At 64.7% G+C, this 13,465-nt stretch carries 14 protein-coding genes; 7 read left to right on the top strand and 7 right to left on the bottom strand.

Features of this window, described 5'->3' with window-relative positions; translation table 11 throughout:
- Positions 1–2: 2 nt before the first annotated feature.
- The 7 genes from IB257_RS15345 to IB257_RS15315 form a co-directional block, all read right to left on the bottom strand.
- On the bottom strand, positions 3–788 hold the full coding sequence (locus IB257_RS15345; protein WP_119450631.1) for an enoyl-CoA hydratase/isomerase family protein: 786 nt from the start codon (positions 786–788) through the stop codon (positions 3–5).
- 14 nt (positions 789–802) lie between these two features.
- Entirely contained in the window at positions 803–1,777 is a 975-nt protein-coding gene (locus tag IB257_RS15340; protein ID WP_175181983.1) for an alpha-ketoacid dehydrogenase subunit beta, read from the bottom strand.
- A 1-nt stretch (position 1,778) separates the two neighbouring features.
- Positions 1,779–2,750: a thiamine pyrophosphate-dependent dehydrogenase E1 component subunit alpha gene (locus IB257_RS15335; RefSeq protein WP_175182009.1), complete on the bottom strand. Its 972-nt coding sequence runs from the start codon at positions 2,748–2,750 to the stop codon at positions 1,779–1,781.
- Positions 2,751–2,985: 235 nt separating this feature from the next.
- Positions 2,986–3,759: an IclR family transcriptional regulator gene (locus IB257_RS15330; protein WP_054457855.1), complete on the bottom strand. Its 774-nt coding sequence runs from the start codon at positions 3,757–3,759 to the stop codon at positions 2,986–2,988.
- An 83-nt stretch (positions 3,760–3,842) separates the two neighbouring features.
- Positions 3,843–4,619, bottom strand: a complete 777-nt coding sequence (locus tag IB257_RS15325; protein ID WP_054457856.1) for an enoyl-CoA hydratase/isomerase family protein — start codon at positions 4,617–4,619, stop codon at positions 3,843–3,845.
- Entirely contained in the window at positions 4,616–6,760 is a 2,145-nt protein-coding gene (locus IB257_RS15320) for an acetate--CoA ligase family protein (protein ID WP_370540108.1), read from the bottom strand. The genes IB257_RS15325 and IB257_RS15320 overlap by 4 nt, the downstream gene beginning before the upstream one ends.
- Positions 6,750–7,751 carry a tripartite tricarboxylate transporter substrate binding protein gene (locus IB257_RS15315; RefSeq protein WP_054457858.1) on the bottom strand — a complete coding sequence of 334 codons (1,002 nt, stop codon included), beginning with the start codon at positions 7,749–7,751 and terminating at the stop codon, positions 6,750–6,752. Before IB257_RS15315 ends, IB257_RS15320 begins: the two co-directional genes overlap by 11 nt.
- Positions 7,752–7,979: 228 nt before the next feature.
- Here IB257_RS15315 and IB257_RS15310 point away from each other — a divergent pair, with 228 nt between their 5' ends.
- From IB257_RS15310 to IB257_RS15280, 7 genes are read left to right on the top strand one after another with little or no spacing between them, the layout of a single operon-like run.
- Positions 7,980–9,128 carry an acyl-CoA dehydrogenase family protein gene (locus tag IB257_RS15310; RefSeq protein WP_119450627.1) on the top strand — a complete coding sequence of 383 codons (1,149 nt, stop codon included), beginning with the start codon at positions 7,980–7,982 and terminating at the stop codon, positions 9,126–9,128.
- Positions 9,125–9,934 (top strand): enoyl-CoA hydratase/isomerase family protein, encoded by an 810-nt coding sequence (locus tag IB257_RS15305; RefSeq protein WP_175161589.1) that lies wholly within the window; start codon positions 9,125–9,127, stop codon positions 9,932–9,934. The genes IB257_RS15310 and IB257_RS15305 overlap by 4 nt, the downstream gene beginning before the upstream one ends.
- Entirely contained in the window at positions 9,931–11,082 is a 1,152-nt protein-coding gene (locus IB257_RS15300; protein ID WP_119450626.1) for a thiolase family protein, read from the top strand. The genes IB257_RS15305 and IB257_RS15300 overlap by 4 nt, the downstream gene beginning before the upstream one ends.
- A 1-nt stretch (position 11,083) precedes the next feature.
- Positions 11,084–11,485 carry a Zn-ribbon domain-containing OB-fold protein gene (locus IB257_RS15295; RefSeq protein ID WP_175181979.1) on the top strand — a complete coding sequence of 134 codons (402 nt, stop codon included), beginning with the start codon at positions 11,084–11,086 and terminating at the stop codon, positions 11,483–11,485.
- Positions 11,482–11,877, top strand: a complete 396-nt coding sequence (locus IB257_RS15290) for a hypothetical protein (RefSeq protein ID WP_192492506.1) — start codon at positions 11,482–11,484, stop codon at positions 11,875–11,877. The genes IB257_RS15295 and IB257_RS15290 overlap by 4 nt, the downstream gene beginning before the upstream one ends.
- Positions 11,878–11,885: 8 nt before the next feature.
- On the top strand, positions 11,886–12,278 hold the full coding sequence (locus IB257_RS15285) for a MaoC family dehydratase (RefSeq protein ID WP_119450623.1): 393 nt from the start codon (positions 11,886–11,888) through the stop codon (positions 12,276–12,278).
- A 17-nt stretch (positions 12,279–12,295) separates the two neighbouring features.
- A complete protein-coding gene (locus IB257_RS15280) occupies positions 12,296–13,456 on the top strand; it encodes an acyl-CoA dehydrogenase family protein (RefSeq protein ID WP_054457865.1) in 1,161 nt (386 codons plus the stop codon).
- Positions 13,457–13,465: the final 9 nt, after the last annotated feature.

Raw genomic sequence — 13,465 nt, 5'->3', positions numbered from 1 at the left:
GGCTATTGCCCCGCGAAGCGCGCTTCGCGCTTTTCAAGGAATGCACCGATGCCCTCATGCGCGTCGCGCGTGTCCAGCACCAGGCCTATCATGGCTTGCTCGTGCGCCAGCGCATTGGCCAGGGGCATGTCGGCGCCGTCGCGCAGCGTGCGCTTGAGCAGCTTCAACACCAGCGGCGACTTGCCTGCTATCTGCTCCGCCAGCGCCAGAGTCTGCGCCATGAGTTCGTCTTTCGGAACTGCGCGGTTGGCCAGGCCCATGCGCACCGCATCGGCGGCGCTGATGCGCCCGCCCGTGTACATCAGCTCCTTGGCCAGGCAAGGCGCGACCTGCCGGATAATGCGCTGCGTACCGCCCGCCCCCGGGAACAGGCCCAGGTTTATCTCGGTCAGCGCAATCATGGCGCTATCGGCCAGGATGCGCAGGTCCATGGCCAGGAGCAGCTCGGTGCCGCCGCCCAACGCCCAGCCGTTGACCGCAGCGATCGTCGGCTTGTCGCTGACTTCGATGCGCCGGAACACGCGATGGATATCCTCGGCGAACTCCTGGTAGTGCGCCAGCCCCTGGCGTGAATTCAGGTCGGCCAGGTCGCCTCCCGCCACAAAGGACTTATCGCCGGCGCCCGTGATGACGATGACGCGGCAGTCGTCGCTGGCTTCCAATGCTGCGAAAGCCCGTTCCAGTTCGATCAAGGTTGGAATGTCCAGCGCGTTGTGCACCTTCGGCCGATTGATGGTGATGATGCCGACGCGATTGCGGACTTCGGCAAGAATGCTGGGTTCGTTCATGCTGTCTCCTGGGTTCACGCGCAGAGCTTGCGCGCGGCGGCTATGACATCGGCCTCTTGGGGCTGGTACTGTTCTTCGAGCGATGGAGCGAATGGCACCGGAACGAAGGGCGCCGCGACACGAGCGATGGGCGCGTCGAGTTCGTCAAAACCTATGTCCGCCATTCGTGCAGCGATCTCGGCGCCGACCCCGAATGCCTCCACGGCTTCGTGCACGATGAGCAGCCGATGGGTGCGTTTGAGCGATGCCAGCACCGCCTGTTCGTCCCAGGGCTGGATGCTGCGCAGATCCAGCACCTCGGCCTCGATGCCATCGGCAACCAGGGCCTCGGCGGCCCGCAAGGCCTTGTGCACGGTCGCGCCGTAGCTCACCACGGTCAGGTCTCGGCCCGGGCGTGCAACCCGGGCGCGGCCCAGCGGTATCGGTCCGGCATCATCGGCCACCTCGCCCTTGAGGGCATACAAGGCCTTGTTCTCCACGAACACCACCGGGTCCGGATCGCGAATGGCTGACTTCAGCAGGCCATAAGCATCGGCGGGGTTGCTGGGGCACACCACTTTCAGGCCCGGAATGTGGGCAAACCATGCTTCCAGGCATTGGGAATGCTGCGGCCCCGCGCTGATGCCGCCGCCATGCGGGGTGCGCACCACCATGGGCACACTGGCCTGCCCGCCAAACATGTAGCGAGCCTTGGCCGCCTGGTTGACCAGCGCGTCCATGGTCAGCGTCATGAAGTCCATGAACATGATTTCAAGCACGGGACGCAGACCGGACAGAGCCGCTCCCACTGCCGCGTTGGCCATGGCGGCTTCGGAAATCGGCGTATCGCGGATGCGGTCCGGGCCAAAACGGGCATGCAGCCCGCGCGTGACGCCGAACGGCCCTCCGGCTTCGGCGATGTCTTCGCCGAACAGGAAGACCGTGGGATCCTCCTCCATGCACTCGGCCAACGCGCGGTTGATGGCATGGGCAAAACGTAGTTCAGCCATCTCAGTTCGCCTCGTTCATGGTGTAGACATCATTGCGCGCGTCCTCCCACACGGGCTGGCGCCCCAGGCGCGCGCGTTCGACCGCGCGTTCGACCTGGGCCTGGACCTCCTCGAACGCCTGTTCGCGCTGCGCCTTGGCGACCCCGTTCTGATCCAGCACCGCTTCGAAGCGCGCTACCGGATCATGCTCGCCCAGGCCCTCGATCTCTTCGGAAGGGCGGTACTTCTGGGGATCCCCTTCATAGTGGCCGCGCCAACGGTGAGTGATGCACTCCAGCACCCGCGGACCTTCACCGGCGCGTATGCGCGCCACGGCCGCGCTGGCGGCGTCGGCCACCCCCAACACGTCGTTGCCGTCGATTTTTTCGTGGGGAATGGAAAAGGCGGCCGATAGCTTGTCCAGCGGCGCCACGAACTGTTTGTGGGTGGGAGAAAACTCGGCCCAACCATTGTTCTCGCACAGGAACAGCAACGGCAGGCGCCACAGCGCAGCCAGGTTGAGGCTTTCATGCAGCACGCCTTCGGCCATGGCGCCGTCGCCAAAGAAGGCCACCGCCACGCAGTCCTTTTTCTGCACCTGATGGGCCAGTGCGCTGCCCAGGGCTATCGGTATGCTGGCGCCGACAATGGCGTTGGCGCCCAGCATGCCGATGGACAGGTTGGCGACATGCATCGAACCGCCACGGCCCTTGCAGATACCCTCTTCGCGTGCCATCAGCTCCAGGAAGAAATCTTCGATGTCGATGCCCTTGGCCAGGGCATGACCATGGCCACGGTGGGTCGAGGCGACGGTATCGTCCGCCCGCAGCACCATACCCATCGCAGCGGCGACGGCCTCCTGGCCGATGCTCAGATGGATGAAGCCGGGCACCTCCCCGTCCGCGAACAAGCGTCCGAGCCTGAGCTCGGCCAGCCGGATGCGCAACATGCGCCGGTATGCGTCCAGCAACTGCTCTTTGTTGGCGCTAGCCACCATTGCCTCCTCGTAACAACCGCTATTTTTGATTCCACGCCGCCTGCCTTGGCGCCATGCTGTTACATATAAGTTATCGGTCAGTTAATTTACTAACCGTACGGTTAGATGAATCATAAGCAAAGGTTCTCGAGAACGTCAATCGGGTTTTTCAGGGAGTTTTCCCGCGCTGGAAGGGGCAGCGGCCGCGCTGCCCGCACGGCGACACGGGCAGCGTGGCGTCAGCGGTGGGGAATCAGGCGCGGCCGCCCGAGAGTGCGCGGGAGATCAGCGCGGCGCGGTCGCGCAGGTCAACGCCCAGGCGCTCGAGCGCCTCGCCCGAAACCTGGGCGCTGAAGCCAACGGCGCTGATGGCCATGGCGGCTTTGCCGAATTCGTCGAGCACCGCGGCGGAAACCGTGCTGACGCCTTTGACGTAGTTGCCGGCGTCCACCGCGTAACCCTTTTCACGGGCGTCGCGCACGCCTTCCATATAGTCCTTGAAAGGCGGCTTGTCGTCCCACCTCAGGTTGTCGAAACGTTGCCGCAATTCCTTGTCATCCAGCCCGGAATGGGCCGCCATGCAGCGGCCCAGCGCCGCGATGTACATGGGCAGTCGCTGGCCCACGCTCATGTGCACGCGCACCGAACTGTCGGTGTCGGCACGGTCCACCAGCACTACGCGCTCATTGGACGTGCGCTGCCAGAGCGTCGCAGTCACGCCGTGGCTGCGCGCGATATCGCGCAAATGCGGATGCACCAGCCGCACGTAGGATCCCTGCTCCAGCGCGCCCTTGGCGAGCTCGACCAGCCCCAACGCGATGGAATAGGTTTTCGTGGCTTCATCGAACGACACCAGGCCTTCATATACCAGCGTCTTGAGGAAGTTGTAGCAAGTGCTGGAATTGAGTTGCAGGTCGCGCGCCACGCGGGTGACCCCCACGCCCGAGGGCGCCGCGCTCAGGTAGCGCAGGACGCGTAATCCGCCCACGAGAGCACCTACGAGTTTTTCCGGTTGTTCGGTCGTCATTCTGAAGACAGAGAATTTCTCTGGATAGAAAAGATCAAAAATTGTGGCATAGAGCGCCTGCCCGCACAAACCCGGCGGGCATATCAACCGGAGCGCCTGGCGCGCATGCTGGAAAGATAGCCGCGTATGGTTTCCTGCACGCCGGGCCTGGCGAAGTTTTCGTGCATCAGGGGCTCGAGCGCTTCGATGCGTCCGACGGCGCAATCGGGCGGCTCCAGCAACAAACGCGCCTTGCGGGCAATGACCAGCGCCTCGCGGCGCGCGATGTAGAACGCCAGGCGCTCGGCGGAAAGCCGCTCGAAGTCCTCGGCCGGCAACACATCGGTCACCAGTCCCAGGTCGCGGGCGGGCTCGGCCTTCAGCAGTTGGCCGCTGAGGCACAACTGGCGGGCCCGCGCGCCGCTGATCTTGGTTTCCAGCGCGGTCTGGACCATGACGGGGTACATGTTGAAAGCGATTTCCGGGCACGCGAGCGTGAGGTCCGCCGAGGCAATGACGATGTCCGTCATCGCCAGCAGGATGACGCCGGCCCCCGCCGCCTTGCCTCGGGCGACAGCCAGGACGGGAGCCGGAGAGCGCGCCATGGCGGCCATCAGTTCACGCAGGCCCTGCCCCTGCGCTTGCAACAACGCAGCACTGCGGACGAACTCCTCGATATCGCCGCCGGCACAGAACAGGGAGGGCGAAGCGCTGCGGAGAACGATCAGCCCAATCCCTGCGGCCGGGGCGCTTTCAATCGCGCGCCGCAACACGTCGAGCATTTCCACGTTCAGGGCGTTGGCCTTGGCCGCACGGTCCAGGATCAGCGTACGGACGCCAGCGGCGTCGTGAACCAGCACATGGTGCGAGGATGCCGTCATTCGAACCTGCTCACGACCGCATCGAGCACCCAGGCCTGCCCCTCGCCCACTGCCAGCGGATTGATCTCGATTTCCGCCAGGTCCGGCCGCGCCAGGAATGCTTCGCACAACCCCGCAATCTGCCGAGCCAGAGCTGGCAGGTCAACGGCGCCGCGCCCCCGAAACCCCTGCAGCAGCTTGGCCGAGCGCAGGCCCTCGATCATTTCCTGGATGCTTTGTGCGTCCAGCGGCAGCAAACGGCAGACCACGTCGGGATCGAGCTCCACTTCCACCCCGCCGCGGCCCAGCGTCAAGGTGGGGCCGAATCGGACGTCGCGGCGTAGGCCCAGCAGCAATTCGTGGTCGAAGCGCTGCATGGATTCGAGCAGGATGCCCCTCGCGTCGATGCCCCTGTCGCTGGCGATTGCGCGCAGGCGCAGCAGGGCTGCTCGCAATTGCTCGTCGTCCATGATGCCGAGCACCACGCCGCCTATGTCGCTCTTGTGCAGGACAGTACTGGCCTGCAGCTTGGCGACGACGGGGTAAGCCAAGGGCGCGGGCAAGCGGTCGGGCATATCGCCGTCCACCAGCACGCCGTCGGGGATGCCGGCGGTTCCGAGTTCGCGCAATAGCGCCTTGCTGTCCCACTCAAGCAGAAACGCGATACTAGCGGCCGGCATCGCATCGCACCGGAGTGCCGGCAACGCCGGCGCCGTCAGCGCCGCATGGCGCAAGCCGTTCAGACGCACAGCAGCGCCCAGGGCTGCAACCGCGGGCGGGATATCGCGGAACACGGGTATGCGCGCCTGCTCCAGCACACTCACCGACTCTTCCTTGGCGCCGATCCAGATCACCACGATGGGACGATGGGTACGCTGGCGCGCCTGGGCGATGGCGTCGGTAAACGCCGTGGCGATGCTGTGCATCAGGCCAACGAACAGCACGATGGCGTCGTTGCCCGGGTCTCGCGCCACGGCCTCCAGCGCCCTTGAAATGCTGGCGGTGTCCTGCACCACATTGCCGGTCAGGTCCAGCGGATTGGCCGCCTTGACGAAGGAAGGCAACACCGGCGCCAGCGCCTGGGCCGTCTGCGGCGCAAGCGCGGGCAGCTCCAGCGCCCAGCGTTCGGCTTCGTCCGCGATGAGCACGCCCGCGCCTCCCGACACGGACATGACGGCCAAGCGCTTGCCCTGCGGCACGCTGTCGAACAGGAACAGCCGGGCCACATCCATCATCTGGCCCAGCGAATCCACCCGCAGCGCGCCATGCTGACGCAGGCAGGCGTCATACAGGGCATCGTCGCCGGCCAGCGCTCCCGTATGCGAAGCAGCAGCCGCCGCGCCCGCCTGCGAGCGGCCCGCCTTGATCGCGATGACCGGCTTCCCGGCTGCCGCCGCGCGCAGCAGCGCCCGTCGGAACGCCAGGGAATCGCGGATATCCTCGACGTAAAGTCCGATGACGCGCGTCTGCGGATCGTCGGCAAGATAGGCAATGGCCGACGCCGCATCCATGTCGCACTCATTGCCGGTGGTGATCCATTTGCTGAATCCCAGGCCAGAACGCAGGCAGATGTCCATCCAGTACGCGCCCAACGCGCCACTCTGGCTGACGAAGGCGAAGCCGCCCTGCTTGATTGGCGTTTCCTCCAGTGCGGTGGTGAACGAGGCGATGAGTCCGGTGGCGCTATTGGCCACGCCCAGGCAGTTGGGGCCGAGTATCGTGACGCCTTGGGCCCGCGCTAGTTCGCCCAGCCTGCGTTGCAGCGCCGCGCCTTCTTCGCCCGTTTCGGAAAAGCCCGAAGAAAACACGACGAACGCCTTGACGCCCGCGGCCGCGCCCTCGCGGATCACATCCTCGACCAGCCCCGCCGGCGTACCGACTATGGCCAGATCCACCGGCTCGCCTATCGCGGCCAACGAGGGATAGCTCTTGAGACCCTGCACCTGATCGCGCGTCGGATTGACCGGAAACAGTTTGCCGACAAAGCCGCGCGACAGCATGTAGGCCAAAGGTCGGCCGGCGATCTTCCCCGGATCGGCTGAAGCGCCCACGATGGCCACGCTGCGCGCCTCCAGCACGGCGGCCGCGCGCGCCGCCCCTGCCAGCGCCTGCGGTGACGCGCCGCCCACGATGTTCATGTCTTCCATCATTTCAGTTCGCATCGATGCCCGCCGTCTTGATGACCTGGTCCCAGCGCTTCATCTCGCCGTCCAGGAACTCGCTGAAAGCCTTCGGCGCGGAAGCTACCGGAATGACGCCCTGCCCCAGCAGACGCTTGCGCACGACGGGATCCTCGAACTCCGCGCGCACCGCTCCCTGCAATTTGTCGACGATGTTCTTGGGCACGCCGGCAGGCGCAACCAGGCCGAGCCAGGTATTGCCGTTGAACCCCGGCAAGCCGGATTCATTCAGCGTGGGATAGTCGGGATAGGCCGGCGACCGCTCCAATCCGGTAATCGCGATCAGCTTCAGCTTTCCTGACTTTACATAGGGTTCGGCCGAAAGCGCGTCGACGAACATCACCGAAAGCGACCCGCCGAGCAGATCCGTCAACGCCTGTGCGCTGCCCCGGTAAGGCACATGCACCAGCTTGATGCCGGCGGCCTGCTGCAGCAACTCGCCTGAAAGATGATTGGATTGTCCGACGCCCGCAGAGCCGTATGTCAGGGTGCCTGGCTTGGACTTTGCCAGCGCGATGAACTCCTTGAGGTTGGACGCGGGGACCGCAGGATTGGCGACCAGGAAGTTGGTCAGCTCCACCATTTGCGTAATGTTGCTGAATCCGCGCGCGGTGTCGTACTGCAGCTTGGAATACATGCTGGGATTGATGGCGTGGCTGGTCGCTACCGCCCCCAAGGTGTAGCCGTCTCCCGGCGCGCGCGCCACTGCCTGCGTGCCGATGGTGCCGCCGCCTCCCGGCAGGTTCTTGACCACGGCAGGCTGGCCCAGGCGTTCGATGCCGTGCGCGGCCGTGCGCGCGATAGTGTCCAGGATGCCGCCCGCCGAGGACGCCACAATCACCTCTATCGGTTTGGACGGGTAGACAGGCTCGGCACGGGCCGACCCTGAGCCCAAAGCCATAAAGGCAGCCGCAGCCAGGCTGGCCGCCCGCGACGAGAATGAGGATTGAAGCAGGGGTAATCCGGTCTTCATGTTGTCTCCTTTATTCTGTATAGCGAATATTTATCTTTATAGCGAATAGAGTCTAGGATTGACCCTCCGGCTTGTCAAGGACAAAACCGCCTGATCCGATGATTGACGCATCAATGAACGCTGGCTATTATATTTTTTAACGAGAATATTATTCTCTATAAAGAATTTAAAGATACCCGACACGCCAAGGGTGACGGGCATCGCCAGCGGAGACAAAGGAGCATATCCGTGAGCTTGAGCTTTGCGTTTTCCAGTGAACACGAAGCCGTCCGCGATACCGTGCGGCGGCTTTGCCAGGATGAACTCGCCCCCCTGGTCTTCGATGCTGAAGAACAGGAAACCTTTCCGAAGCACGTCTTTGAACGCTGGGGCGATCTGGGCCTGCTGGGCGTGCGTTATCCGGAAGCCGATGGCGGCAGCGGCCTGGACAAAATCAGCGACTGCATCGTGCGCGAAGAGCTGAGTTACCTGTCCCAGGCGTTCGCCTCCACCTGGTCGGCCCATACGCATCTGGGCATCTGGCCCATATGGAAAGCAGGCACGCCGGCGCAGAAGGCGCGTTTCCTGGCGCCCGCGCTGGCCGGCCGGAAAGTGGCCGGCTTCGGCCTGAGCGAACCGGACGGCGGCTCCAACGTGCGCGCCATGAAGACCCGGGCCGAACGCGTTGAAGGCGGTTGGCGCCTGCATGGCAGCAAGCTTTACATCACGAATGCGCCCTTTGCCGACTTCCTGCTGGTAGCCGCGCGCACCAGTCCCGACCTCCGTCCTGACTCGATCAGCCTGTTCATCGTCGAACTGCCCAATCCTGGCTTCGAAATTTCCAAGCTCAAGAAGGAAGGGATACGCGCGTCGGAAACGGCGCTTATCCACATCGACAACGCCTTCGTGCCCGACGATTGCCTGCTCGGCGAAACCGAAGGCACGTATCCACTGATCCTGGAATCGCTCAGCGAAAACCGGGTCGGCGTGGCGGCCAATGCCCTGGGCATGGCGCGCGCGGCCTTTGATGCCGCCACCGCCTACGCCAACGACCGTCTGGTGGCCGGCAAGCGCATCGGCCAGTATCAGGCCATCGGCCACAAGCTCGCCGAGATGTCGGCGCAGATCGAAGCGGCCCGCTGGCTGGTCTATTACGGCGCCTGGCGCGTGGATCAGGGAACCCTGGACGCGGCCACGGCCGCGCGCGTCAAGCTGGTCGCCAGCGAAACCGCCGTTTCGGTCAGCGAGCAAGCCATCCGTATCTTCGGCGGCGCCGGCATCATGCGCGAGTATCCGGTCGGCCGCATCCACCGCGACGCGCTGGTCTACATCATCGGCGAAGGCACCAGCGAGATCCAGAAGAACATCATCGCCAACAGCCTGGGATTCAAGCCATGAACGACTATGTCCTGCGCGAGCGCCGCGGCGCGACACTCCTCATCACCCTGAACCGTCCCGAACGACGCAACGCCTTCGATCTCGAGGTGCGCCAAAGCCTGGCCGAAGCCGTGCTTCAAGCGCGCGACGACGACACGGTCAAAGCCGTGGTCATCACGGGCGCCCAGGGCGTGTTCTGTGCGGGCGGCGATCTGAAATCGCTGTCCGAGGCCAAACGGCCTGTGTACAAGGACCGGGATCGCATACGCCGTCTGCACACCTGGTTCCATGAACTGGTCAATCTGGAAAAGCCCGTCATTGCCGCGGTGGACGGCCCCGCCTTCGGCGCGGGCTTCAATCTGGCATTGGCCTGCGATTTCATCCTGGGCACGCCGGGCGCGCGGTTCTGTGCCGTTTTCGGACGCATCGGCCTAGTGCCGGACCTGGGCGGCTTTTTCCTGTTGCCGCGCATCGTCGGCCTTCAGCGCGCCAAGGAACTCGTGTTCTCGGCACGCGAAGTGGACGCCGAAGAAGCGCGCGCCCTCGGCATCCTGTACCGCATCGTCCCGCCGCAATCCCTGCTGGACGAGGCATTGGCGCTTGCCGCCCGATTCCATGCCGCATCGACCGAAGCGCTGGGCATGTCGAAGAACATACTCAACCGCTCCTTCAACCTGGACCAGAACACGCTGGCCGAACTGGAGGCCCATGCCCAGGCGCTGGCTCTGCACACGGTCTACCACGACGACGCCGTGGCGCGATTCCTGGACAAGCAGCCCCTCGCATTCAACTGGTCCGCCAAGCCCGCCAAGGACGGCGCCGCATGAGCATGAACGCCTACATCACTGGCGCCTGCGACACGCGCGTTGGCGAACTGCCAGGTTCCAGTTGCATGGGCCTGCACGCCGAAGCGGCATTCGGCGCGATACGCGACGCGGGCCTGGACCCCGGCGACATCGACGGCGTGTTGTGCGCCTATTCCTTTACCGAGCCGCACCTGATGCTCGGTTCCGTGTTCTGCGAATACGCGGGCCTGAGTCCGAACTTCTGCACCGCGATACAGGCCGGCGGCGCCAGCGCCTGCATCATGGTCATGCAGGCGGCCGCCCTGGTGGCCAGCGGCCAGTGCAACCACGTCCTGGTCGTCGCGGGCGACAACCGTCTGACGGGGCTGTCCCGCGACGGCGCGGTGGCGGCGCTGGCCGAGGTCGGCCACCCGCAGTTCGAGCGCCCCTTCGGCATCAGCGTGCCCGCTTCCTATGCGCTGGTTGCGCAACGCTACATGCACGATTACGGTGTGACATCCGAGCACCTGGCAGCAATCGCCGTGGAGCACCGCCGCCATGCCGGCCGGCATCCCAAGGCCCACAAGCGCGAGCCGATCTCCATTGAGGACGTGTTGAACTCGCGCGAGATCAGCGCGCCCCTGCGCATGCTGGACTGCTGCCTGGTTTCCGACGGCGGCGCGGCGCTGGTGGTCAGCCGCCGTCCTGCCACCAACACCAGCCACCGTGCCGTGGAGATCCTGGGTGCGGGCCAGGGCCACACGCACGAACATATCGTGTCCGCACCCAGCCTGGTCGATTTCGGCTGCAAGGCCTCGTCGGCACGCGCGTTCGCGGCGGCCGGCCTGAAGCCCGCCGACATCGACGTCGCTCTCATCTACGACTCGTTCACCATCACCTTGCTGGTCGAACTTGAATCCATTGGATTCTTTGCGCGCGGCGAAGCCGGGCCCGCCGCCCTGCAAGGCCAGTTGGGCCTGGGCGGCGCCCTGCCCTGCAATACCCATGGCGGCCTGCTGTCCTATGGCCACTCCGGCGCGGCCGGCGGCATGTTCCATGCGGTCGAGGCCGTCCATCAATTGCGCGGCCAGGCGGATGCCCGCCAGGTGGATGGCGCCAACCTGGCCTTCGTGCACGGAGACGGCGGCATCCTTTCCGCCCACTGCTCACTCATCCTGGGAGCCGCCTGAAATGGAAAAGCCGTCCATACGCCCCACCGCGGAAACGCAGCCTTTCTGGCAAGGTTGCCGCGACCGCAAGCTGCGCTACCAGACCTGCGGCGAATGCCGCGCGGTGCAGCGCATTCCGCGCAGTGTCTGCACTCATTGCCACGGACAGCAGCTGAAGTGGAACGAATCCGCCGGACTGGGCACCGTGCTCAGCCATACCACGGTGCATCGTGCACCGAACGCGGCCTTCAAGGCCGAAGCGCCCTATGTAATCGCTCTGGTCGACCTGGACGAGGGATTCCGCTTGATGGTCAACACCCGCAATGACGCCAACTCGCCGCTCGCCATCGGCCAGCGGGTGCGGATCGGATTCGAGCCCCGCGGCGACCACCTGCTCCCGATTGCCGAACCGGAGACGCCATGAGCGCGCTGTATACCTATGACAGGTTTACCCCTGGTTCCGTGCTGGGCGAATGGGAAGAGCCGCTCGACGCGAGGCTACTGGCGCTCTGGGAACGCCTGTTCGGCCAGCACGCGCAGGACGCACCGGCCAGGCAGGCCGGCCTGGCCGTCGCGCTGATGATGCGCGCCTACCTGAATGTGGTGACGCCGCGCCCGCCCGGCAACATCCATGCGCGGCAAGCGCTTTGCGTCCAAGGGCTGCCGCGCTCTGGCGAACGCGTACGTTCCACGGTGCGCTGCCTGGACAAGGAAATGCGGGGCGAACGTCGCTATCTACGACTTGAAGTCGCTGGCGAGGGCGCAACTGGACGCCCCCTCTATACCGGCCGAATGAATCTGATCTGGGCCGCCTAGGACACACCATGACGCCTACACTGGAAGAAGTATCCATGAAGGTCACTCAGGCGGACATCGATCTTTATGCCGAACTGACCAACGACTTCAATCCCCTGCACGTAGATCCGGCATTCGCCTCGGCCACGCCCATGGGTGGCACCATCGCCCACGGCACGCTGTCGGTCAACCTGATCTGGCAATCGCTGGCGCGCAGCTTCGGTGCCGCGGCGCTGGAACGATTCGACCTGGACATCCGCTTTCTCAAGCCGCTGCATGCCGGCGGCCTCATCACCGCAGGCGGCCAATGCGTGGCCGATGCGCCAGGGAGATATGACGTCTGGGTAAGAGATGCCGGCGGCGTCGCGCTGATCGCCGGCCACGTCACGCTAGCCGACGCCGGCGCGCCGGCAGCCAACTGAACCAACCGGAAACAGCCATGCACTTGACCCACGAGCATCGCGAACTCGAACGGACCACCCGCCGCATCATCGCCGAACACCTGGATCCCTATCTGGACGAGTGGGAGGCCGAGCAGATTTTCCCTGCGCACCGCGTGATGAAGGCCTTCGGATCCGCCGGGCTGCTGGGCATAGGAAAGGCTGCCGAGTATGGCGGCATGGAGCTGGATTTCAGCTACGAAATGGTCTTCGCCGAGACCCTGGGCGAAGTCCGGTCCAGCGGGCTGACCTCGGCCATCGGCGTGCAAAGCACGATGTGCACTCCGGCCTTGGCGCATCATGGCAGCGATGCGCTCAAGCGCGCCTACCTGGCGCCCACCATCGCGGGAGATCTGGTCGGCTGCATCGGCGTAAGCGAAGCCTCGGCAGGCTCGGACGTGTCGCAGATAAAGACCTGGGCGCGGCGCGACGGCGACGACTACGTCATCAACGGATCGAAGATGTGGATCACCAATGGCGTGCAGGGCGACTGGATCTGCCTGCTGTGCAATACCTCGCAGGACGGCGGACCGCACAAGAACAAATCGCTCATCATCGTGCCATTGAACGCTCCCGGCGTCAGCGTGTCGCGCAAGCTGGACAAGCTGGTGCTGCGCGCCTCCGATACGGCCGAACTGTTCTTCGACGACGTGCGGGTACCAGTCAGCAACCGCATCGGCGAAGAGAACATGGGCTTCATCTACCAGATGGAGCAGTTCCAGGAAGAACGCATGTTCGTCGCGGCGCGCAGCATGCGGTCGATGGAGCGGGCCATCGAAGAGACCATCGAATACGCCGGCCAGAGGCAAGTGTTCGGCGGCACGATCCTGTCCAATCAGGTGGTCTACCACAAGCTCGCCGAAATGCAGACCGAGATCCAGGCACTGCGCTCTCTGCTGTACCGTGCCATCGAGCAATACCTGGACGGCCAGGACATCGCCCAGTTCGCCTCCATGGCGAAGTACTACGCTGGCAAGCTGTCCATGAAGATTCCCAACGAATGCCTGCAGTTCTGGGGCGGCCAGGGCGTCATGAACGAGAACTGGATCTCTCGCGCCTATCGCGACCTGAGGCAGACGGCCATCGGCGGCGGCGCCAACGAGATCATGCTGGAAGTCATCGCGAAGACCATGGGCATACATCCCGGCAAGCGGGCGTAGCGCCGGTCC

It is taken from the genome of Achromobacter sp. ACM03 (assembly GCF_014851665.1).
In the GTDB taxonomy this organism is placed as follows: Bacteria; Pseudomonadota; Gammaproteobacteria; order Burkholderiales; family Burkholderiaceae_B; genus Achromobacter; species Achromobacter aegrifaciens.
Note: the sequence above shows the minus strand (reverse complement) of the source record. Positions and strands in the feature narration are given on the sequence as shown.

Excerpts from the sequence above, each read along its gene's own strand:
- IB257_RS15315 (WP_054457858.1), bottom strand. The coding sequence starts at position 7,751 with ATGAAGACCGGATTACCCCTGCTTCAATCCTCATTCTCGTCGCGGGCG.
- IB257_RS15280 (WP_054457865.1), top strand. The coding sequence starts at position 12,296 with ATGCACTTGACCCACGAGCATCGCGAACTCGAACGGACCACCCGCCGC.
- IB257_RS15300 (WP_119450626.1), top strand. The coding sequence starts at position 9,931 with ATGAGCATGAACGCCTACATCACTGGCGCCTGCGACACGCGCGTTGGC.
- IB257_RS15305 (WP_175161589.1), top strand. The coding sequence starts at position 9,125 with ATGAACGACTATGTCCTGCGCGAGCGCCGCGGCGCGACACTCCTCATC.
- IB257_RS15340 (WP_175181983.1), bottom strand. The coding sequence starts at position 1,777 with ATGGCTGAACTACGTTTTGCCCATGCCATCAACCGCGCGTTGGCCGAG.
- IB257_RS15290 (WP_192492506.1), top strand. The coding sequence starts at position 11,482 with ATGAGCGCGCTGTATACCTATGACAGGTTTACCCCTGGTTCCGTGCTG.
- IB257_RS15325 (WP_054457856.1), bottom strand. The coding sequence starts at position 4,619 with ATGACGGCATCCTCGCACCATGTGCTGGTTCACGACGCCGCTGGCGTC.
- IB257_RS15330 (WP_054457855.1), bottom strand. The coding sequence starts at position 3,759 with ATGACGACCGAACAACCGGAAAAACTCGTAGGTGCTCTCGTGGGCGGA.
- IB257_RS15285 (WP_119450623.1), top strand. The coding sequence starts at position 11,886 with ATGACGCCTACACTGGAAGAAGTATCCATGAAGGTCACTCAGGCGGAC.
- IB257_RS15295 (WP_175181979.1), top strand. The coding sequence starts at position 11,084 with ATGGAAAAGCCGTCCATACGCCCCACCGCGGAAACGCAGCCTTTCTGG.
- IB257_RS15320 (WP_370540108.1), bottom strand. The coding sequence starts at position 6,760 with ATGCGAACTGAAATGATGGAAGACATGAACATCGTGGGCGGCGCGTCA.
- IB257_RS15345 (WP_119450631.1), bottom strand. The coding sequence starts at position 788 with ATGAACGAACCCAGCATTCTTGCCGAAGTCCGCAATCGCGTCGGCATC.